This window comes from Mesorhizobium qingshengii (genome assembly GCF_900103325.1).
GTDB lineage: Bacteria > Pseudomonadota > Alphaproteobacteria > Rhizobiales > Rhizobiaceae > Mesorhizobium > Mesorhizobium qingshengii.
On the sequence record NZ_FMXM01000012.1, the window covers coordinates 1 to 22,814 of the forward strand.

Genomic DNA, 22,814 nt, shown 5'->3' on the forward strand with positions numbered 1-22,814 from the left:
AGATGATGGTTGATCCGGCTCCACAGACCCGTTGCTCTCCATTCGTAGAAATAACGCTGAACGGTTGAACAGGGCGGGAAATCCTTCGGCAGCATACGCCACTGGCAACCCGTCGAGGCGATGTAGAGCAGCGCGTTCAACACCTCTCGCAAATCTGTGGTGCGGGGACGCCCGACACGTCGCGCCGCTGGCAGAAAGGGCTGCACCAGGCTCCATTCACGATCCGTCAGATCGCTTGCATAACGGGTCGCGCGCCGGGCATAGTGCCGACGGGTGATTTCAGTCCAGGCCATCGTGAGCTCCATCGAATCTTTGCAAATCCGACGGAATCACAACCTATTGAAATCACCCACTTCTTTTTGAGGCAGTCTCTTACACCGTCTCAATGATCAACATGGAGACGTTCTTCCAAAATACCTTCGTAGTAGCCTTCGCCAAGCCCGAGAGATCAAGACGCGAGACATAGGACAGGCAGTTGGCCGGACTGTATCGCTTGAAGAAGTTTTCATGGACTTGCCCATAGATCAGCAACCATTCAGCGGTTTTCTAGCTGATTTTGGCAATCTCGTCAGCACACATAGCGAACAGGACGAAGACATTGAATTGTCAGAAGACGACGAGATCGAATTTGGCAGTTTTATAGTACATTCTCATCCAAATATACTCTCGACACTTATGCATCGATCTTTTGACAAGTTCGATCCGCAGTCATGGTATCAAGAAGAATGTGATCGTAGCGATGAAAAGAGATTTCGCCGAAGGTCCGTTTTGCCCAACCGAATTGTTCTGCTCGGCGGTCCTGGTCAGGGGAAATCCACCATTGGACAATTCTTAGCGCAGCTTTGTCGCGCCAGGCTTTTGCGAGAGACTCGAAGCGCCCAGACTCCGGAAATAAATTCGGCGATTGCAGCCATCCTTAAACGCGCCGCAGTTGAGAGCATTCCGGTCGACGGCCCTCTTCGTTATCCGTTCCATGTGGAACTGCCGAGGTACGCTGATGCGTTAAGCGAGGCACACAGAGTCGATTCCAATCTCTCTATTGCTGCTTATCTCGCCAAACAGGTGGAAAAAGCTAGTGATGTTGGCGTCACGAGTGCAGCGTTTCGCCGTTGGATGAAGGAAATACCGACGGTAGTTATCTTGGATGGCCTGGACGAAGTCCCACATAGCGGCAACAGAACTCAGGTTATTTTGGCTATAGAGGAGTTCCTTGATACGCTGCACGAAGAAAATGCCGATAGTCTGATCCTCGCGACGAGTAGACCCCAAGGCTATCAAGACGAACTCTCTCCGAAGCTATGGGAACATTGGAATCTTGAGCTTTTGGACACGTCCGATGCCTTGAAACTTGCCTCTTATGCTGCCCCAATTTTGGTCAGCGAGGAGTCTCGCCGTGATGAAATAATGACGATACTATCCGAAGCAGCTCAAGAAGAGGCGACAGCACCTTTGATGAGCAGCCCGCTGCAGGTTATGTTGCTGTTTCAACTTGTTTCTACTCATAATAATATACCTAAGGATCGTTGGACATTATTCTATAGACATTATGAAACTCTTCGAGATCGAGAGATCGCCAAGGGCGGCCGAAACGGCCAGACTATTGGAAGATTTCGATCGCAGATTGATCGCATTCACTATGACGCGGGTTACCTGTTACATCTCCGAGCGGAAGGGACGGGCGGGGCAAACGCGTTCTTTACGATTGCGGAATTCTCGACGCTGGTCATGGATCACCTACGCCGAGACGGATTCGACGACGACCTACCCAGGTTAACTCACGAAATTGTTGATCTCGCGACAAACCGTCTGGTCTTTCTCCGCTGCCAAGTCGAGGGCCAGGTGGCCTTCGACGTAAGGTCACTTCAAGAGTTCATGGCTGCTGCGCGTCTAACAACAAGTCCAGAGGGCCGCATAAAAGACCGGCTTTATGAAATTGCAGGGAGAGCTCATTGGCTCCACGTTTTCAAAATCGCGTGCAGCAAAATATACGCTTCCAATGCACATGAAGCACTTCGTGAGCCGATCATAGCGTTACTAGATAGCTTAGATACAGGCGACCGGTCTCCCAACGATCGAATCGTGAAGGTCGGCGCTCGGTTGGCGCTTCAGCTCCTTACGGACGGGACCGCTTCGAGTCTTCCGATCTATCGCAGGAAGCTTACCGTAAGGGCTATCAAACTACTTTCAGTTCCCGACCGCGACGTAATTCGATCACTCGCACGCGCCTTGGACCTGAGCAACAGAGAGATACTGGAGCCTTTTTTTGTTGAAGCGATTAGTGGCGGGGACATAATCAGTCGTCACTCAGCTTTGCGCTTGCTTGGACTTGTAAGCAGAGATGATCAAGATCACAATTTTGATTGGCCCTCGGAGCTCCTTGCCAAGTCGTGGCCAACGACGCCAAGCGAAGTTTTGGAAATCTTTGATGAACTCTCTTTTATTCCTCACTCTCGTAACATCATTGATCGAATAAAAACGTCGCTTTGGCAAACAAGCCCGGCTAGATGTTTAGCATGGATAAGGGACATGGCGTCGGATTCTCCCGACGAGCGCGAAATACCGCCAGATTTACTTATATGTGAACCAGCATCGCGTCAGAAATACTCCAATTTTTATGACAAATATGGATCTCGAACCAACATTTCTTTTTCTTATGTTGGAATGAGATCGTCGGTTTTTGTGGAGCAGGTTCCTGATAGCGCACTTCCTATTTGGCGCCTCGCAAGATCCGTGTCGAGTTTTTGCGAGGATCCTACAACAGCCTCGGCCGCAGCCTTTCTCGACGAGATGTGTCGGCTTGACTTGCTGGAGGAAGCGAAGTCCCTGCAGCTTCCGTGGGTGCTTCGGGCTCTGTTGGTGAATGTCGGCGATGTCGAAGCTCTACGAAAGCGCAGCGACGAACTCCGCGCTGGGCTGCATGGAGACACTGCTGCGTGGGAGGCTGCGGAAACTCGATGGGAATCGAGCGGCGTCACGCAGTTGGAGCTAGTTCCCACCAATGGCGAGGGCGGGATTCCCAGCAACTTCATTACACAGGGCGCACCTCCTCCCACCGGCCGAAGAATTGAAAGGGGTTACGCCAACGCACTTCCCGAGCTACTCGACCTAGTCGAGCGCCTGCCGACCAGCATTTGGGCTTTGAATACACTTTTGTTCTATATTTCGCGAACTGACCTGCCCCTAGATGACGAACGGGCCAACGCGATATTGATTGGATCATCGAAGAACAAAGCCCCCTCGGGACAAACGTCAAGTTGGCTTGTTGCGGCGATTGTCGCAGCTTGGCCGACTGCGAAAAATCACGAATTACTGGCGGATCGCTTGCGTGAACTTTTACCCATTAAGCAATCGTTATTTTCTAGGTCTTCTTCACATCTTGAGACCCTTTTAAATATCTTTTCATCAAACCCCGATCTTCGAGATCTATTGCCATTGATAGCAAATCTTTATCGCGCACTGTATAGACCCTCCGAAGAGGGTAAGCTTTCGAGACTCGAGTTTCAGGAGGTACCTGGCGATAGGTCGGAGATTTCTGCGAGCATTATGATGCTGAGGATTCTCGAGGGGGACATCGATTCAAATCTGTCAACCATCGTGCAAACATTGCTCGCTTCTGAGTCTGTTCCGGTGCCTTTCTTGCTTCGAGCCCTGGCCCGAGATTCCGAACGGCGAACCCGTACAGAGCTAGCGCTCGCAATCGCGCGGGAGGTATTGACGCGACGGAAGGTTCAAGCGTCAAGGATTGCGTATGACACACTTAGCAACGCGGTGGATGCACAGCCAGTATTGCTCGCACAAGCGGCTGTTGCAGATCGGCTAGAGCTGCCACAAGCGCTGGCACCGCCATCGTCCGCCGTAAGTCAATAAGCTAGACCGAACTGGCATTTCGTAGCTAGATCGTCGGTCCGTCCGCCGCACGGACCGTTCGTCACGTCCCTGCCGTGTACGCCGCGATCGCCGCCATGTTGACGATGTCGCTATCCTTCGCGTTCAACGACACAATCTGAACCGGCTTGTTGAGGCCGACCAGCAGCGGGCCGATCACCGTCGAGCCGCCGAGTTCCTGCAGCATCTTGGTCGAGATCGAGGCCGAGTGGAACGCCGGCATGATCAGCACATTGGCCGGGCCGGTCAGGCGGATGAACGGATATTGCGCCATGGCGCGGGCGTTGAGCGCGACATCGGCGGCCATCTCGCCATCATATTCGAAATCGACGCGACGCTTGTCGAGGATGCGCACGGCTTCCTGGACGCGCTCGGAGCGTTCGCCCTGCGGATGGCCGAAGGTGGAATAGGCGAGCATGGCGAGCCTCGGCTCGTAGCCCATGCGGCGGGCGAAGCCGGCCGCCTCCTCGGCGATGTCGGCGATCTGCTCGGCGTTCGGCATGTCGTGCACGGCGGTATCGGCGACGAGCACGGTTCTGCCCCGCGCCAGCACGATCGAGACACCGATGACGCGGTGGCCGGGCTTGGCGTCGATGACGCGGCGGATGTCGTCGAGCGCGGTGGAATAGTTGCGGGTGACGCCGGTGACGATGCCGTCGGCGTCGCCCAGCGCCACCATGCAGGCGGCGAAATGGTTGCGGTCGTTGTTGATCAGGCGCTGGCAGTCGCGGAACAGGAAGCCCTTCCGCTGCATGCGCTCGTAGAGATAGTCGGTGTAGATCGCGTTGCGGCGCGACAGTCGGGCATTGATGATCTCGATGCCTTGCTTGTTGAGGTCGATGCCGGCGTTCTTGGCGTTCTCCTTGATGACGTCGTCACGGCCGAGCAGGATGGCGGTGCCGAGCCGCTGGTTCACGTAGGAGACGGCGGCGCGCATCACCTGCTCCTCCTCGCCCTCGGCGAAGACGATGCGCTTGGGCTGGCGGCGCACACGGTCGTAGATGCGCTGCAGGGTCGAGGCGATCGGATCGCGGCGGGCGGACAGTTCCTGGGCATAGCGGTCGAGGTCGAGGATCGGTTTGCGGGCGACGCCCGAATCCATAGCCGCCTTGGCCACCGCGATCGGGATGGCCGAGATCAGGCGCGGGTCGAACGGCACCGGGATGATGTAGTTGGGACCGAATTTCGGCCGGTTGCCCTGATAGGCGGCGGCGACGTCGTCGGGCACGTCCTGGCGCGCGAGGGCTGCCAGTGCGCGTGCCGCGGCGATCTTCATGTCGTCATTGATGGTGGTGGCCCGCACATCCAGCGCGCCACGGAAGATGTAGGGGAAGCCGAGCACGTTGTTGACCTGGTTCGGATAGTCCGACCGGCCGGTGGCCATGATGGCGTCGGTGCGGATCTCGGTCACTTCCTCGGGCGTGATCTCCGGGTCGGGATTGGCCATGGCGAAGATGATCGGGTTCTTGGCCATCGACTGCACCATCGCCGGGGTCAGCGCGCCTTTGGCGGAAAGGCCGAGGAAGACGTCGGCGCCGTCGAGCGCCTCGGCGAGGCTGCGCGCCTCGGTCTTGATCGCATGCGCCGACTTCCACTGGTTCATGCCTTCGGTGCGGCCCTGGAAGACGACGCCCTTGGTATCGCACAAGGTGATGTTCTCCGGTGCGAAGCCCATCGCCTTCAGCAGCTCGATGCAGGCGATGCCGGCGGCGCCAGCGCCGTTGCAGACCATTTTCGTGGTCTTCATGTCGCGGCCGGTGATTTCCAGCGCATTGATCAGGCCGGCGGCCGAGATGATGGCGGTGCCGTGCTGGTCGTCGTGGAAGACCGGAATGTCCATCAGCTCGCGCAGGCGTTGCTCGATGATGAAGCACTCCGGCGCCTTGATGTCCTCGAGGTTGATGCCGCCGAAGGAGGGGCCGAGGTAGCGCACGCAGTTGATGAACTCGTCGGCATCCTCGGTGTCGACCTCGAGGTCGATGGAATCGACATCGGCGAAGCGCTTGAACAGCACCGCCTTGCCTTCCATAACCGGCTTGGAGGCCAGCGCGCCGAGATTGCCGAGGCCAAGGATGGCGGTGCCGTTGGAAATGACGGCGACCATGTTGCCGCGCGTCGTGTAGTCGAAGGCGCGACTGGGGTCCTCGGCGATGGCCAGGACGGGAACCGCGACACCCGGCGAATAGGCGAGGCTCAGGTCGCGTTGGGTGGCCATCGGCTTGGTGGCGACGACCTCCAGCTTGCCGGGGCGACCCATGGAGTGGAATTCGAGCGCTTCCTGCGCGCTGACGGACGGACCGCTGTTCTCGGTTTTCCTGGCCATGATGTCTTGATTTCCTCACCGATGCAGCACCTCGTTGAAGCGGGTGCTTTGTTTCGGTCCGAATTAAGACCACACGCCGCCGCGTGTAAACCGCCAGCGAGCGGGAATCGCAGACGGAAGGGCAAATGCAGGCAAGCGACAGCCTCCGTCGTCCCCTGCTTTTCGCGGGCCCGGCATTAAACCGCGCGATCACTTCTGCTAGCGTGCCGCGTATGAACATGCACACCCTGAACGAGCCCGACGCTCCCGAGGCGATGACGTCATTGCCAACTGCCACTGCCGCCGTCACGCCGATGATGGAGCAGTTCATCGAGATCAAGGCGGCGAACCCGGATTCGCTTCTGTTCTACCGCATGGGCGATTTCTACGAGCTGTTCTTCGACGACGCCGAGAAGGCGAGCCGCGCGCTGGGCATCGTCCTGACCAAGCGCGGCAAGCACCAGGGCCACGACATTCCGATGTGCGGCGTGCCGGTGCATGCCGCCGACGACTATCTGCAGAAGCTGATCGGCCAGGGATTCCGCGTTGCCGTCTGCGAGCAGATCGAGGATCCGGCCGAGGCGAAGAAACGCGGCGGCAAATCGGTGGTGCGCCGCGACGTGGTGCGGCTGGTGACGCCAGGCACAATCACCGAGGACAAATTGCTGGCGCCGTCGGAATCAAGTTTCCTGATGGCGCTGGGGCGGGTGAAGGGCGGGGCGGAGCACTCCTTCGCCCTGGCCTGGATCGACATCTCGACCGGGGCCTTCCGCGTCACCGACACCACCGCCGACCGGCTGCTCGCCGACATCTTCCGTGTCGATCCGCGCGAACTGATCGTCGCCGAGCCCGTGTTCCATGATCCGGAGCTGAAGCCGGTGTTCGACGTGCTCGGCCGCGTCGCCAACCCGCAGCCACCGTCGCTGTTCGATTCGGCCTCGGCCACCGGGCGCATCACGCGCTTCTTCGACGTGGCGACGCCGGACAGCTTTGGCGCTTTTTCGCGCGCCGAGCTGTCGGCGATCTCGGGCGCCATCGCCTATGTCGAGAAGACGCAGAAGGCCGAGCGGCCGCCGCTGTCACGCCCGGAGCGCGAGGAGCAGGGCTCGACCCTGTTCATCGATCCGGCGACACGCGGCAATCTGGAACTGCTGCGCACGCTGTCGGGCAGCCGCGAAGGTTCGCTGTTCAAGGCGATCGACCGCACAGTGACCGGCGGCGGCGCAAGGCTGCTCGCCGACCGGCTGATGGCACCGCTGACCGACCCGGCGGCGATCGGCGAGCGCCTCGACTCGGTGTCGTTCTTCCGCTCCGAGACGCGGCTGTGCCAGGCGGTGCGGGCGAACCTGAAGAGCGTCGCCGACATGCCGCGCGCTTTGTCCAGGCTGGCGCTCAATCGTGGCGGCCCGCGCGACCTCGGCGCGCTGCGCGCCGGCTTCGAGGCGGCGGGCGCGATCGCCGAGATCTTCGCCGCGACCGCCCTGCCCCAGGAACTCACGGCGGCGCTGGCGGCTATTCATGCGCTGCCCCAGGCGCTTGCCCAGCATCTGACGCAGGCGCTTGGCGAGGAATTGCCGCTGCTCAAGCGCGACGGCGGTTTCGTGCGCGGCGGCTACCATGCCGATCTCGACGAGATGCGGGCGCTGCGCGACGAATCGCGCAAAGTGATTGCCGGGCTGGAGCGCTCGCTGATCGACGAGACCGGCATCCGCTCGCTGAAGATCCGGCACAACAATGTGCTCGGCTACTACATCGAGGTGACCGCCAACCATCACGCGGTCATGGCCGGCAGCGATGGCGCCAAGGCGCGCTTCATCCACCGCCAGACCATGGCCAACGCCATGCGTTTCACCACGACCGAACTCGCCGAACTCGAGACAAAGATCGCCAATGCCGCCGACCGGGCGCTCAGCATCGAGCTGGCCGCATTCGACGCGTTGACGGCGGAAGCGGTCGGCGAAGCGGAAAAGATCCGCGCCGGCGCCGATGCACTCGCCGTGCTCGACGTGTCGGCGGCGCTCGCGCTCTTGTCGGAAAGCGAGGCCTGGTGCCGGCCGGTGGTGGATTCCAGCCTCGCCTTCGAGATTGCGGGCGGCCGGCATCCTGTCGTCGAGCAGGCCCTGCGCCGCTCCGGCGAAGGCCCGTTCGTTGCCAATGACTGCGACCTGTCGCCGGAGGGGAGCGCGAAAAACGGCGCGATCTGGCTTTTGACCGGCCCCAACATGGGCGGCAAGTCGACCTTCCTGCGGCAGAACGCGCTGATCGCCATCCTGGCCCAGACCGGCTCCTTCGTGCCGGCGACGTCAGCCCATATCGGCGTCGTCGACCGATTATTTTCGCGCGTCGGCGCCTCGGACGATCTGGCGCGCGGCCGCTCGACCTTCATGGTCGAGATGGTCGAGACGGCGGCGATCCTCAACCAGGCGGGCGAACGGGCGCTGGTGATCCTCGACGAGATCGGCCGCGGCACCGCTACTTTCGACGGCCTGTCGATCGCCTGGGCGGCGGTCGAATACCTGCACGAGAAGAACCGCTGCCGGGCGATCTTCGCCACCCATTTCCACGAAATGACCTCGCTCGCCGGCAAGCTGGCGCGACTGCACAACGTCACTATGCGGGTCAAGGAATGGGAAAACGACGTCGTCTTCCTGCACGAGGTCGGCAAGGGTGCCGCCGACCGCTCCTACGGCGTGCAGGTGGCGCGGCTAGCCGGCCTGCCGGAAGCGGTGGTCGACCGGGCCAAGGAAGTGCTGCACCAGCTGGAAGAAGGCGAGGTTTCCGGCAAGACCAACCGGCTGGTCGACGACCTGCCATTGTTTTCGGTAGCCGTGAAGCGAGAAGCGCCGAAGCCGGCGAAGAGCGACGCGCTGGGTGCGGCGCTTAGCGACATCAATCCCGACGAGATGACGCCAAGGGAAGCGCTCGAAGCACTGTACCGGCTGAAGGGACTGGCGGGGAAATAGTCAGATCATCTCCAGCCCGCGCTTGCGGGTCGGTGGCGGGAAGGCACGGTCGAGATCGGCGATATCTTGCTGCGTAAGCCTGATGTCGAGCGCGGCGACATTCTGGCGGACATGCTCCTGGCTGCTGGCCTTGGGGATGGCGATGACGCCGTCCTGGTGCATCACCCAGGCAAGCGCGATTTGTGCTGGCGTCGCATTGTGGCGGGCGGCAACGGCGTCGAGCCGGGCATTGCGCGCCAGCGCGCCCTGCTCGACCGGCGAATAGGCCATCAGTGGAATGCCACGCTCGCTGCTCCAGGGCGCCAGATCGAACTCGACGCCGCGCCGGACCAGATTGTAGAGCACCTGGTTGGTCTGGACGTTGGCGCCGGACGGCAGCAATGCCAGTTCCTGCATCTCGTCGGTATCGAAATTGCTGACGCCCCAGTGGCGGATCTTGCCGGCCTTCTTCAAAGCCTCGAAGGCCGCGACCGTCTCTGTCAACGGCACGCTGCCCGGCCAATGCAGCAGATAAAGATCGATGCAGTCGGTGCGCAGGCGCTTCAGGCTGTTCTCGCAGGCGCGCAGGACGCCGGCGCGCGAAGCGTTGGACGGCAGCACCTTTGAGACCAGGAAGGTCTCGGCGCGGCGCCCGGCAATGGCTTCGGCCACCACCTCCTCGGCGCCGCCGCTGGCATACATTTCAGCGGTGTCGATCAGCGTCACGCCAAGATCGAGGCCGAGCTTCAGGGCGTTGACCTCATCGGCGCGACGGCGGGCGTCCTCGCCCATCTTCCAGGTGCCCTGACCGAGAATGGGGACGACTTCGCCGGAGGGCAGCGTAGTGGTTCTGATGATCGACGGCATGGCGGGGCTCCGGTTGGGGCTTGATCGCATCACAGCCCCGGCGAGAAATCCAGAGACAGTCCTCCCCGGATTTTCTTCGCCACCGGCAGAAAGCTCACTTCACGGGATGAGCGGCAAGCCAGTCCTGCATCTGCTTGATCTCGGCTTCCTGCGCGGCGATGACCGCCTCGGCCAGTTTGCGGATTTCCGGATCCTTGCCGTTGGCAAGCTCGACCTTGGCCATGTCGATGGCACCCTGGTGATGCGGGATCATCCCCCTGACAAAGTCGACATCGGCATTGCCGGAATATTCGATCATCATGTCGCCATGCATCTTGTCCATCGCCGCCTTGTAGGCGTCGGTCGAGGGACTGTCCGCGCCCATCGCCATGCCGGCCATGTCGTGTTTCATTTCCTCGCTCTGCGCCGGAACACTTTCGAGAAAGACGGCAAGCAGCATTCCGGCCGCCATCAGCAACAGCACGAGTTTCTTAGCCAAGGTCATTCATGGTCTCCTGTTGAGTGGATGTCGTATTTGGGGGCTTTGCTCAGAGTTTCAACGTTCTCAATCGCAACGCATTTGATATCACCGACACCGAGGACAGGCTCATCGCCGCCGCTGCCAGCATCGGCGACAGAAGCGTGCCGGTGAGCGGATAGAGCACGCCGGCGGCGACCGGCACGCCAAGCACGTTGTAGAGGAAGGCGAAGAACAGGTTCTGGCGGATGTTGCCGATCGTCGCCCGCGCCAGCGTGCGTGCCCGCACGATGCCGTTGAGGTCGCCCTTGACCAAAGTGATGCCGGCGCTCTCGACCGCGACATCGGCGCCGGTGCCCATGGCGATGCCGACATCGGCGGCGGCAAGTGCCGGTGCATCGTTGACGCCGTCGCCCGCCATTGCGACGCCAGCGCCCTTGGCGCGCAGTTCCTCGACGAGCGCTGCCTTCTGTTCCGGCAACATTCCGGCACGGACCTCGTCGATGCCGAGGCTTCTGGCGATCGCGTTGGCCGTGCGCTCATTGTCGCCGGTCGCCATGATGATCCTCAACCCGCTGTCGTGCAGCGCCTTGATCGCCTCGGCCGTGGTCGCCTTGATGGGGTCGGCGACGGCGACGATGCCAGCCAGCTTCTTGCCCGCAGCGACAAACATAACCGTCTTGCCTTCAGCCTGCAGCGTCTCCGTCCTGGCTGCGATGGATGCGATGTCGATGCCGAGATCGGCCATCATCGTCGCGTTGCCGAGCGCGACCTTCTGTCCCGACACGGCGCCGGAAACGCCCTTGCCGGTGACCGCCTCGAAATCGCTGGCCTCAGTGATCTTCAGGCCACGTGCGCCAGCCCCCTCGACGATCGCCTCGGCAAGCGGATGCTCCGAGCCTTTTTCCAGAGCGGCGGCAAGCGCCAGCAATTCATTGTCGACGATGCCCTCGACAGCGACGACATCGGTCAATCGCGGCCGGCCCTCGGTCAAGGTGCCGGTCTTGTCAACGATCAGCGTGTCGACCGAGGCAAAGCGCTCGAGCGCCGCGGCTTCCTTGATCAGCACACCTGCATGCGCCCCGCGCCCGGTGGCGGTCATGATCGACATCGGCGTGGCGAGGCCGAGCGCGCAAGGACAGGCGATGATCAGCACCGACACTGCCGAAACAATGGCGAAGATCAGGCTGGGCTCCGGTCCGAAGATCGCCCAGGCGGCGAAGGCCACGAGCGCGACAAGAACGACGGCCGGGACAAAGTAGAACGACACGCGGTCGGCCAGCCCCTGGATCGGCGCACGCGAGCGCTGCGCCTTGGCGACGAGCTCGACGATGCGCGCCAGCGTGGTCTCGGCGCCGATCCGGTCGGCACGCATGATCAGCGAGCCGTTCTTGTTGAGCGTGCCGCCGGTCAGCGCATCGCCTTCGGCCTTTTCGACCGGCAACGGTTCGCCTGTGATCATCGATTCGTCGACTGAAGAACGGCCGTCCAGAACGGTGCCGTCGACCGGCACGGCGTCACCGGGGCGAATGCGCAAGCGGTCGCCGGCCTTGACCGCGTCGAGCGGCACGTCGCTTTCCGACCCGTCGGCGGCGATCAGCCGCGCGGTCTTCGGCGCGAGATCGAGCAAGGCACGGATCGCCGAGCCGGTCATTTCGCGGGCACGCAGCTCCAGCACCTGGCCAAGGAAGACCAGCGCGACGATGACCGCAGCGGCCTCGAAATAGACCGGTACCGCGCCACCATGGCCGCGAAACTGGTGCGGGAAGATATCCGGAAACAGCGTGGCGACGACGCTGTAGAGATAGGCCGCGCCGACTCCGAGCGAGATCAGCGTCCACATGTTGGGGCTGCGGTTGAGGATCGAATCCCAGCCGCGATGAAAGAAGGGGAAGGCGGCCCAAAGCACCACCGGGCTTGCCAGGACCAGCTCGATCCAGACCTTTGTCCGATCCTCGACCAGGCCTCCAAACGTCAGGCCGATCATGGGCGCCATGGCCATGATCAGAAGCGGGACCGACAGGGCCGCGCTAACCCAGAACCGCCTGGTAAAATCGACCAGTTCGGGATTTGGCCCTTCATCGCCTGTCGGCACGCCCATCGGCTCCAGGGCCATGCCACAGATCGGGCAGGAGCCGGGCTTGTCGCGGATGATCTCGGGATGCATCGGACAGGTGTATTGCGTGCCCTTGGGCATCGGCTGCGGCGCCGGCCTGTCGCCAAGATATTTCTGCGGCTCGGCCTCGAATTTCGCCTTGCAGCCGGCGGAGCAGAAATAGAAGCCTTGGCCTTCGTGACGGACAAAGTGCTTCGCCGTGGCGCGGTCGACACTCATGCCGCAGACCGGGTCGGTGGCCGTCAGGAATTTCTCCGGCTCGGCGACAAATTTCGTGCGGCAGCCTTCGCTGCAGAAATGATAGAGGTGGCCGCCATGCTCGGCGCTTGGCTTGCCGGCCGCCGGATCGACGGTCATGCCGCAGACCGGATCGCGCACCACGCTCGTGTCGCCAGCCGCGGCTTTTGCCGCGCAGCAGCTGCCATGCGCGCCATGCGCGTGATGATCGTGATCTGAATGCGTCATTTGGAAGTGCCTCGATGCCTCTGCTTCAATGCTGGAGGTAGTGCTTCCAGTAACTGGAAGGTCAAGGGCTGTTCTGAATTTTCGCATTTCGGGTACCGCTCGCGCGATTCGCCCGGAAAAAGCCCATATCTCGTAGCGCAGCGTGTGCTAATAGACCCCGGTCTTCCAACAACGCTGCCGATCCCGTAGACAATGAAATGTCTGGTCATCAATCTCGATCGGTCTCCAGACCGGCTTGCCCATATCACGGCGGAGTTTGCCCGCATTGGCATCGCCTTTGAGCGAATCGTCGCAATCGATGCCCGTGACCATCCCGACCTGGTGCTGCAGCCACAGCATGCGATGTACGCCATCCGGCGCCTGTCCCGCAGCGAGATCGCCTGCATGCATAGCCATCGCGCCTGTTGGTCGATCATCGCGCAGGACGACGCGCCCTACGGCGCCGTCTTCGAGGATGACATGGTGTTTTCCGCGAAAGCCGGTGCCTTGCTGGCTGATGCCGGCTGGATTCCGGCCGACGCCGATGCCATCAAGCTCGAAACATTCTTCAGCAAAACCATGATCCAGCGGAAAAAGACTTCCGTTGGTCGCGGTTTTTCTGTGTTCAGGCTCCGCAGGAGCCACATGGGAACCGGCGGCTACGTCCTCTCAAGGCAGATGGCACGCGATCTCCTGGAAGCAACCGCGCAGACCAACGCCGCGGCCGACGATCTCGTCTTCAACCCGGCGTTCCCGACATCGGGCAGCAAGACGATCTACCAGCTCGTTCCCGCGCTCTGCGCGCAGGACCAGTTCGTGGACGACAGGCTGCCAAGCCTGCTTTCCGAGGAACGGGACGCCGAATGGGTCGCGAGCGGGCTGACCGTAAAGCGCAAAAAGCCGATCGCCGAGAAAATACGTATAGAGACCAGGCGGATCGTCGAGTGGATCATCGATTTCTGCAGGCTGCGGCAATATAGGGTCATCCCGCTCGATCCGCCCGCGGCAAAGGATCAGGCCGCTTGCAGGGTCGCCAGCGGAGCCCATACCCAGCGCCGTGAAAACGCGCTATAGACGCCGCCCAAAAGGCAAGGCCAACCGGTACCTATGGCGAAAATCTCCCTGAAGCTCGATGAACTGATCGACGGCGAAGCCTTGCGCCGCGAGATGACCGCGCTGACCCGGGCCACGGCCGGGGACGGCTCGGGACAGACCGCGCGCAGCGGTGTGCTCCAGCTTCTCAAGGGGCGGCTGGCGGACGGGCGCGCCATCGCCGAACGCATGCTGAGGGACGACGGCAGCGGCCGTGCCTGCTCGGCGCGGCTGTCGCATCTCATGGACGAGATCATCCGGGCGCTTTACGATTTCGCCGTCACGCATGTCTACCGGGTCAAGAACCCATCTTCGGCGGAGCGCATGGCCGTCGTCGCGGTCGGCGGCTATGGCCGCGGCACGCTGGCGCCCGGGTCCGACATCGACCTGTTGTTCCTGCTGCCCTACAAGCAGACGCCGTGGGGCGAGCAGACCGTCGAATACATGCTCTACATGCTGTGGGATCTCGGGCTCAAGGTTGGCCACGCCACCCGCAACATCGACGAATGCCTGCGCCTGTCGCGCACCGACATCACCATCCGGACCTCGATCCTCGAAGCGCGTTTCCTGTGGGGCGAGCTCAAGCTCTATGACGAACTGATGCTGCGCTTCGACCATGAGGTGGTGCGCACGACTGGCCCCGAATATGTCCAGGCCAAGCTTGCCGAACGCGACGACCGCCATGCCAAGGCTGGTGAAAGCCGTTATCTCGTCGAGCCCAACGTCAAGGACGGAAAAGGTGGCCTGCGTGACCTGCAGACGCTGTTCTGGATCGGCAAGTACTTCTACCGGGTGCGCACCGGCGAGGAGCTGGTCGACAAGGGCGTCTTCACCGAAGGCGAATACCGGGAGTTCCAGAAGGCCGAGGATTTCCTGTGGGCGGTGCGATGCCACATGCATTTCCTCACCGGCAAGGCCGAGGAACGACTGCATTTCGACATCCAGCGCGAGATCGCCGAGCGGCTGGGTTACACCAGCCACCCTGGACTGTCGGCGGTCGAACGTTTCATGAAGCACTACTTCCTCGTGGCCAAGGATGTCGGCGACCTGACCCGCATCTTCTGCGCCGCGCTCGAGGAAGAGCAGGCCAAGCATGTGCCGGGCTTCAACCGCATCTTCCTCACTTTCTCGCGGCGCAAGCGCAAGCTTGCCGGCACGTCGGACTTCATCGTCGATAATCACCGCATCAACATCGCCGACGACCAGGTTTTCCAGCGCGATCCGGTCAATCTGCTGAGGTTGTTCTGGTTCGCCGACAAGCACGGTCTGGAATTCCATCCCGATGCGCTGAAACTGTTGACCCGCTCGCTTGGCCTGGTCAACAAGTCGCTGCGGCGCGACGAGGAGGCCAACCGGCTGTTCCTCGACATCCTGACCTCGGATCGCAACGCCGAACTCAACCTGCGGCGCATGAACGAGGCCGGGCTGCTGGGCAGACTAATCCCGGATTTCGGCAAGATCGTCGCCATGATGCAGTTCTCGATGTACCACCATTATACGGTGGACGAGCATCTGATCCGCTGCATTGGCGTGCTGGCGGAGATCGAGCGTGGCGACGGCGAAAAAATCCACCCGCTGTCGCACACGCTGATTTCGGGGCTCAGGAAGAGCCGCGAGGCGTTGTATGTCGCCGTACTCCTGCACGACATCGCCAAGGGCAGGCCGGAGGATCACTCCGAGGCCGGGGCCAGAATCGCCCGCCGTATCTGTCCGCATATGGGGCTTTCGGCCGCCGACACCGAAACGGTCGCCTGGCTGGTCGAGCATCATCTCGTGATGTCGATGACGGCGCAGACCCGCGACCTCAACGACCGCAAGACGATCGAGGATTTCGCCTCGATCGTGCAGTCGGTGGAGCGGCTGAAGCTGCTTTTGATCCTGACCGTGTGCGACATCAGAGGCGTCGGACCGGGCGTCTGGAACGGCTGGAAGGGCCAGTTGCTGCGCACGCTCTACTACGAGACCGAACTGCTCTTGACCGGCGGGTTTTCGGAAGTGTCGCGCGCCCAGCGGACGGCGGCGGCGCGCGAGCGTCTGGCCGAGGCGCTCGCCAACTGGCCGGACAAGGCGCGCAAGCGCTATGTCGGCCTGCACTATGAGAACTACCTGCTGACCGTCGATCTCGCCGACCAGTTGCGCCATGCCGAGTTCATCCGCGAAGCCGACGTTGCGGGCAACAAGCTCGCCACCATGGTCAAGACCCACCAGTTCGAGGCGGTGACCGAGATCACCGTGCTGGCGCAGGATCATCCCCGCCTGCTCTCGGTTGTCGCCGGGGCCTGCGCCGGAGCCGGCGGCAACATCGTCGACGCGCAGATCTTCACCACTTCGGATGGCCGCGCCCTGGACACCATCCTGATCTCCCGCGAGTTCGACCGCGACGAGGACGAGCGCCGACGCGCCGAGCGTGTCGGGCGGCTGATCGAGGACGTGCTGTCGGGCAAGAGCTGGCTGCCGGAGATGATCGAGAAGCGCACCAAGCCGCGGCGCGGCGCCAAGGTGTTCAAGATCCCGCCGCGCGCCGAAATCCGCAACACGCTGTCGAACCGTTTTTCGGTCATCGAGGTCGAGGGCCTGGACCGGCCCGGGCTGCTGTCGGAGATCACCGGAACGTTGTCCGACCTGTCGCTCGACATCGCCTCGGCCCACATCACCACCTTCGGCGAGAAGGTCATCGACACCTTCTATGTCACCGATCTCACCGGCCAGAAGATCGACAGCCCGGCACGCATCGCCACCATTCGCAACCGGCTGATGACGACGCTCGAAGGCATCGCGCCCGAGCGCGGCGGCAAGGCCAAGGCGGCCGCCGAGTGACGATCACAATCCACTTGTCCCCATCCCGCAGGCAGTTCCCAGACCTATGAGCCTCGTCAAGAAATTCGCAACGGTCGCTTCCGGCACGCTGATGAGCCGTGCGCTCGGCTTCGGCCGCGAGATGCTGATGGCGGCGGCGCTCGGCACCGGACCTATCGCCGACGCCTTCAACGCCGCCTTCCAGTTTCCCAACACCTTTCGCCGGCTGTTCGCCGAGGGCGCCTTCAACGCCGCCTTCGTGCCACTGTTCGCCAAGGAGATAGAGACCCATGGCACCGATGGCGCCAAGCGCTTCTCCGAGGAAGTGTTCGGCGTGCTGTTCACGGCGCTGCTGGCGCTGACCATCGTCATGGAACTGGCGATGCCGCTGATCGTGCGCTATCTGGTGGCGCCGGGTTTTGCCAGCACGCCGGGGAAATTCGACACCACGGTGACGCTGGCGACGATCATGTTCCCCTACCTGATCTGCATGTCGCTGGGCGCCATGATGGCGGGCATGCTGAATTCGCTGCGCCGCTACTTCGCCGCCGCGGTGGCGCCGGTGTTCCTCAACATCATCCTGATCGGCGTGCTCGCCTATGCCTGGTACAAGGGGGCGGACGCGCGCACCGTCGGCTTCGGCCTGTCGTGGGGCGTGCTTGCCGCCGGACTGGTGCAACTGGCGATCGTCTGGGTGGCGGTGCGCCATGCCGGCATCTCGATCGGCTTCCGCCGCCCGAAAATGACGCCCGCGGTCAAGCGCCTGCTGATCCTGGCGCTGCCGGCGGCGATCACCGGCGGCATCACCCAGATCAACCAGCTGATCGGCACGGCGATCGCCTCGGCGCAGAACAGCGCGGTGTCCTCGCTCGCCTATGCCGACCGCATCTACCAGCTGCCGCTCGGCGTCGTCGGCGTCGCGGTCGCGATCGTGCTGTTGCCCGAACTGTCGCGGGCGCTGAAGTCAGGCAATCTGATCGAGGCCGCCAACCTGCAGAACCGCTCGGTCGAGTTCACGCTGTTCCTGACCCTGCCGGCGGCCGCCGCGCTCTGGGTCATGTCAGAGCCGATCGTGCGGCTGGTCTATGAGAGAGGCGCGTTCGCCGCCAACGGCTCGACGCCGACGGTGGCGGCGATCCTGGCTATCTTCGGCCTCGGCCTGCCGGCCTTCGTGCTGATCAAGGCATTCACCCCCGGCTATTTCGCCCGTGAGGATACGCGCACACCGATGATCTTTGCCGCCATCTCGGTGGCGGTCAACGTCACCACGGCGCTGACGCTGTTTCCGTCGATGGGCGCGCCCGGCATCGCCGTCGCCTCGGCCGTTGCCGGCTGGGTCAACGCGCTGATGCTGCTCGGCGTCCTGATCCGGCGTGGCCATTGGGGCCGCGACGTGCCGCTGATGAAGCGCATTCCGCGACTGGTGCTGTCGGCGATGGTGATGGCGGTCGCGCTCTATTTTGCCGAACACTGGTTCGCCGTCAGGCTCGGCCCCGGCTCACCGCTGATCGTCAAGGCGACGACGCTTCTGTCGCTCGTCGCCGGTGGGGCGCTGCTCTACTTCATTGCCGCCTTCGTCACCGGAGGCGCCGATTTCGGCATGATCCGGCGCAACATCAAGCGAGGCACGGCAAAGGGAACACCCCCCGCCGTAAAAACCGAAGCAGACGAATAGGCCAGGCAACCGACGGCGACGCCGGTCTTGATCGGAGCGCCGTGTTCGTCCATAAGCGCGCCGTCGAAAGACTTTCGCCGCGCGCGAAACGGCCCTCCACAAGCCAAGGGAACAATAATGACCGCCTTCAAGCCACTCGTCTTCTCCGGCGTCCAGCCGACCGGCAATCTGCACCTCGGCAACTATCTCGGCGCCATCAAGAAATTCGTCGCCCTGCAGGACACATCCGACTGCATCTACTGCGTCGTCGACCTGCATTCGCTGACGGCCCAGCTCGTCTATGAAGACCTCGCCGACCAGACACGGTCGATCACCGCGGCGTTCCTCGCCTCGGGCATCGACCCGAAGAAGCACATCGTCTTCAACCAGTCGCGGGTCATGCAGCATGCCGAGCTTGCCTGGATCTTCAATTGCGTGGCGCGCATCGGCTGGATGAACCGCATGACGCAGTTCAAGGACAAGGCCGGCAAGGACCGCGAGAACGCCTCGCTCGGCCTGCTTGCCTATCCCTCACTGATGGCCGCCGACATCCTGCTCTACCGCGCCACGCACGTGCCGGTGGGCGAGGACCAGAAGCAGCATCTGGAACTGACCCGCGACATCGCGCAGAAATTCAACAACGACTTTTCCGCGCGCATCGCCGGTCTTGGCGTCGGTGTCGAAATGCAGGTCGGCGAGGAGACCGTGCACGGCTATTTCCCGCTGACCGAACCGGTCATCGGCGGGCCAGCGGCGCGCATCATGTCGCTGCGCGATGGCTCGAAGAAGATGTCGAAGTCGGATCCGTCCGATCTGTCGCGCATCAACCTGACCGACGACGCCGATGCCATCTCGAAGAAGATCCGCAAGGCCAAGACCGACCCGGAAGCGTTGCCGAGCGAGTTGGATGGCCTGGCCGCCCGGCCCGAGGCGGAAAACCTGGTCGGCATCTATGCCGGTCTCGCCGAGATGTCGAAGGCCGACGTGCTGAAGGAGTTCGCCGGTCAGCAGTTTTCGGTGTTCAAGCCGGCGCTGGCCGACCTGGCGGTGGAAAAGCTGGCGCCGATCGCCAGCGAGATGCGCCGCATTTCCGATGACCGCGCCTATGTCGACGCGGTGCTCAAGGACGGCGGCGAGCGCGCCGGCGTGCTCGCCGAAGCGACGATGAAGACGGTGCGCGACATCATCGGACTGCTGCAGGACTGATCCCAGCGTTGGTGCACTGCACTACACTGGTACAAGGCCGGCGGCTTGCCGCCGGTCGGCCGCGGTGGCAGATTGCGGCCGAAACCACATCGAGCAGATAGACATGGTCTCCAAACGCCTCAGCCGCGAAGCCGGCCACCGCCGCAAGTTCCTGGCGATCATCGACGATACGCCGGAATGCGAACGCGCCGTCGCCTACGCCTCGAAGCGGGCGCAGAGCACCAACGGCACGCTGGTGCTGCTCTACGTCATCGAGCCGGACGACTTCCAGCACTGGCTGGGTGTCGAGAAGATCATGCGCGAGGAAGCAAACGCCACGGCGCGCGCGGCACTCGACAGCTATGCCAACAAGGTGCGGCAGAAACTTGGTATCGAGCCGGAGATGGTGGTGCGCGAAGGCAAGCCGACGGATGAGATCCACAAACTGATCGAGGAAGACCAGGACATCGCCATCCTGGTGCTGGCCGCCGGCGCCGGCAAGGAAGGGCCAGGGCCGCTGGTCGGCGCAGTCGCCGGCAAGGGTGCCGCATTCCCGATCCCGGTGACCGTGGTGCCGCAGAACCTGTCGGACGAGGAGATCGACAGCCTCGCCTGAGATGTATTGATATCAGGCGATGCCGGCCTGACCTGAATCTCAGCACGTCTCAAGCGTGTGAGAAGCAGCAAAAACATTCCGCCAACCGGCCATTCCGGCGACGCGTTTCGCTTGAATGTCCCGCCAATAGAGCTTATTTAGAATTATTCCAAACTAGTTGCCCGAAATGGGCGCGGAGACGGCCATGTTCATCCAGACCGAATCGACACCAAACCCGGCGACGCTGAAATTCCTGCCCGGCAAGGAAGTGCTTCTGGAAGGCACCGCCGATTTCCGCGACGCCGACAGTGCCGCCGTTGCCTCGCCGCTGGCCGGCCGGCTGTTCGAGATTCCGGGCGTGACCGGTGTCTTCTTCGGCTATGATTTCATCACCGTGACCAAGGATGGCCCCGACTGGCAGCATCTGAAGCCGGCTATCCTGGGCGCCATCATGGAGCATTTCATGTCCGGCGCGCCGGTCATGGCCAAGGCCGGCCCTGCCGCCGAAACCAGCCTGACCGGTGAGTTCTACGACAAGGCCGACGAGGAACTCGTCATCACCATCAAGGAACTGCTCGACACGCGGGTCCGCCCGGCGGTCGCCCAGGATGGCGGCGATATCACCTTCCGCGGCTTCGAGAACGGAACGGTTTTCCTGCACATGAAGGGCGCCTGCGCCGGCTGCCCGTCATCGACGGCGACGTTGAAGCACGGCATCCAGAACCTGCTCCGGCATTTCGTGCCTGAAGTGCAGCAGGTCGAGCAGGTCTCCTGAGGCTTCCCCCCGCCGGCGGGTGAAATGTTCGGCGGCCAACCACGCCAACGAAAACAAAAAACCGGGCCAAATTGCCCGGTTTTCTGTCTGGGACGTCCGTTGTTGCCTAGACGGTCCGCGTACGAAAGCTGCCTCTATCTGATCACGATTTCCGAAAACCGGTACCGGTTTTTCGGGATCATGGTCTAAAGAACAATGACCTTGGCGCCCACCGAGGCGCGGTCATAGAGGTCTATAATATCCTGGTTCATCAGGCGGATGCAGCCCGACGACATTGCCTTGCCGATAGAGTTCCATTCCGGGCTGCCATGCAGGCGATAGCCCATGTCGCCGCCCTTGTTGAACAGATACATGGCGCGTGCGCCGAGCGGGTTCTTCAGCCCAGGCTCCATGCCGCCGGCAAACTTGGCCAGTTCCGGCTGACGCTGGATCATCTGCGAAGGCGGCGTCCAGGTCGGCCACTCGCGCTTCAGCGCGATGTGGGCTGTGCCGTGCCATTCAAAGCCCTCGCGGCCGACGCCGATGCCGTAGCGCATCGCCCGGCCGTCGCCCTCGACGAAGTACAGAAACTTGTTCTGCGTATCGACGATGATCGTGCCCGGCTTTTCCTTGGTGTCGTAATTCACCTCTTGCCGATGGTACTTCATCGGCACCTTCTCGATCGGGATGCGCGGCAGCTGGTAACCGGCGTCGGTGACCGCGCCGTAGTTGTTGGAGAACATCTGCGAGCCGATGGTGCTGCAACCGGCCATAGCAGTGGAAAGCGCCAGTGCGGCGACTATTGCAAACGACTTCATGCGCATCAGGTGATCCGGTGCCCCGCCCCAGCGGCACGAGTCGGCCGCTTTCTCACCATCATTCATGCTGGCATTTGCTTTGCTTGCCAAGCACGCGATGCCTATATGATGGGGCTTACGTGCCGGTAACCGTATCACTATGGCATTTCGGCAACAGCCTTCACAGGATTGTGAAGGAAATTCAAAGGGCCAAGCTCGAGGGCTCGTTAAAAACCGAGGAAAATCGTCATGAATGTCGGTGACGCCGCCCACCGTTCAGGCCTGCCGGCCAAGACCATCCGCTACTACGAAGAAATCGGCCTGATCGCACCGGCGCGCGCCAGCAATGGCTACCGCGACTATTCCGGCGACGACATCCACCGGCTTGCCTTTCTGCGCCGCGCGCGCAACCTCGGCTTTTCCATCGACGATTGCCGGCAGCTGATGGCGCTCTACCAGGATCGCGGCCGCGCCAGCCACGATGTGCGCGAGATTGCCGCCGCGCATGTCACGGCGATCGAGGAGAAGGTGCGGGAGCTGCAGTCGATGCGCTCGACCTTGCAGAAGCTGATCCACGCCTGCCATGGCGATGCGAGGCCGGACTGCCCGATCCTGGATGACATGGCGGGAGCGCTCGGCGACAAAGCCGCTTCGGTGTCGGCATAAGGACCGCGCCGGCGGCCCGGGGGCGTTTTTGGCGGCGTCGACCAATTTCCTCGCGCATCTAGGCGCGGCAACCGACTGCTCTATTTCCTCATCGTCGCAATGATCAACGATGGAGGTTGGCATGGATCGGCGATTGTTTCTGACTGGAATGCTCGGACTGACAGGCGCTGCGGCAATTGTCGCCGTTGCGCGCCCTGGCACCGCACTGGCTGGCATCCCGAGTACGGGACCCGGCATTCTCGATGAACTCGACAAACCGTCC

The 22,814-nt window shown here is 62.2% G+C and carries 15 protein-coding genes; 9 read left to right on the plus strand and 6 right to left on the minus strand.

Annotated features, from left to right (window positions below; translation table 11 throughout):
- Nucleotides 1-293, minus strand: a 293-nt coding sequence (locus tag BLS48_RS19195) for a transposase (RefSeq protein WP_143019445.1), incomplete at its 3' end; no start/stop codon positions are given.
- Between the two features lie 214 nt (nt 294-507).
- Between BLS48_RS19195 and BLS48_RS35015 the strand changes: the two genes are divergently transcribed.
- On the plus strand, nt 508-3,867 hold the full coding sequence (locus BLS48_RS35015; protein ID WP_143019446.1) for an NACHT domain-containing protein: 3,360 nt from the start codon (nt 508-510) through the stop codon (nt 3,865-3,867).
- A 61-nt stretch (nt 3,868-3,928) separates the two neighbouring features.
- Here BLS48_RS35015 and BLS48_RS19210 read toward each other — a convergent pair whose 3' ends face one another.
- Nucleotides 3,929-6,208, minus strand: coding sequence for an NADP-dependent malic enzyme (locus BLS48_RS19210; RefSeq protein WP_091580629.1), 2,280 nt, complete (start codon nt 6,206-6,208; stop codon nt 3,929-3,931).
- A 212-nt stretch (nt 6,209-6,420) separates the two neighbouring features.
- Between BLS48_RS19210 and mutS the strand changes: the two genes are divergently transcribed.
- Nucleotides 6,421-9,150, plus strand: coding sequence for a DNA mismatch repair protein MutS (gene mutS, locus BLS48_RS19215; RefSeq protein WP_091580631.1), 2,730 nt, complete (start codon nt 6,421-6,423; stop codon nt 9,148-9,150).
- Here mutS and BLS48_RS19220 read toward each other — a convergent pair whose 3' ends face one another.
- The 3 genes from BLS48_RS19220 to BLS48_RS19230 form a co-directional block, all read right to left on the minus strand.
- The gene (locus tag BLS48_RS19220; RefSeq protein ID WP_091580634.1) at nt 9,151-9,996 is read right to left on the minus strand and encodes an aldo/keto reductase; all 846 of its coding nucleotides are present in this window, start codon (nt 9,994-9,996) and stop codon (nt 9,151-9,153) included.
- 94 nt (nt 9,997-10,090) lie between these two features.
- Complete coding sequence (gene copM, locus BLS48_RS19225) at nt 10,091-10,480, minus strand: CopM family metallochaperone (protein ID WP_091580637.1); 390 nt, start codon at nt 10,478-10,480, stop codon at nt 10,091-10,093.
- Nucleotides 10,481-10,523: 43 nt separating this feature from the next.
- Nucleotides 10,524-13,034 carry a heavy metal translocating P-type ATPase gene (locus BLS48_RS19230; RefSeq protein WP_091580639.1) on the minus strand — a complete coding sequence of 837 codons (2,511 nt, stop codon included), beginning with the start codon at nt 13,032-13,034 and terminating at the stop codon, nt 10,524-10,526.
- 192 nt (nt 13,035-13,226) lie between these two features.
- Here BLS48_RS19230 and BLS48_RS19235 point away from each other — a divergent pair, with 192 nt between their 5' ends.
- From BLS48_RS19235 to BLS48_RS19260, 6 genes are all read left to right on the plus strand, one after another.
- Complete coding sequence (locus BLS48_RS19235; RefSeq protein WP_091580642.1) at nt 13,227-14,087, plus strand: glycosyltransferase family 25 protein; 861 nt, start codon at nt 13,227-13,229, stop codon at nt 14,085-14,087.
- 33 nt (nt 14,088-14,120) lie between these two features.
- Nucleotides 14,121-16,922 carry a [protein-PII] uridylyltransferase gene (locus BLS48_RS19240; RefSeq protein ID WP_091580644.1) on the plus strand — a complete coding sequence of 934 codons (2,802 nt, stop codon included), beginning with the start codon at nt 14,121-14,123 and terminating at the stop codon, nt 16,920-16,922.
- A gap of 46 nt (nt 16,923-16,968) precedes the next feature.
- Nucleotides 16,969-18,576: a murein biosynthesis integral membrane protein MurJ gene (gene murJ / locus BLS48_RS19245; protein ID WP_091580647.1), complete on the plus strand. Its 1,608-nt coding sequence runs from the start codon at nt 16,969-16,971 to the stop codon at nt 18,574-18,576.
- Nucleotides 18,577-18,693: 117 nt separating this feature from the next.
- Nucleotides 18,694-19,761: a tryptophan--tRNA ligase gene (gene trpS / locus BLS48_RS19250; RefSeq protein ID WP_091580650.1), complete on the plus strand. Its 1,068-nt coding sequence runs from the start codon at nt 18,694-18,696 to the stop codon at nt 19,759-19,761.
- 103 nt (nt 19,762-19,864) lie between these two features.
- Nucleotides 19,865-20,356, plus strand: a complete 492-nt coding sequence (locus BLS48_RS19255; protein ID WP_091580652.1) for a universal stress protein — start codon at nt 19,865-19,867, stop codon at nt 20,354-20,356.
- Nucleotides 20,357-20,540: 184 nt separating this feature from the next.
- Nucleotides 20,541-21,110: a NifU family protein gene (locus BLS48_RS19260; protein ID WP_091581039.1), complete on the plus strand. Its 570-nt coding sequence runs from the start codon at nt 20,541-20,543 to the stop codon at nt 21,108-21,110.
- Nucleotides 21,111-21,295: 185 nt separating this feature from the next.
- Here BLS48_RS19260 and BLS48_RS19265 read toward each other — a convergent pair whose 3' ends face one another.
- Complete coding sequence (locus tag BLS48_RS19265; protein ID WP_091581041.1) at nt 21,296-21,913, minus strand: L,D-transpeptidase; 618 nt, start codon at nt 21,911-21,913, stop codon at nt 21,296-21,298.
- 222 nt (nt 21,914-22,135) lie between these two features.
- Here BLS48_RS19265 and cueR point away from each other — a divergent pair, with 222 nt between their 5' ends.
- A complete protein-coding gene (gene cueR, locus BLS48_RS19270; protein ID WP_091580655.1) occupies nt 22,136-22,552 on the plus strand; it encodes a Cu(I)-responsive transcriptional regulator in 417 nt (138 codons plus the stop codon).
- Nucleotides 22,553-22,814 lie beyond the last annotated feature (262 nt).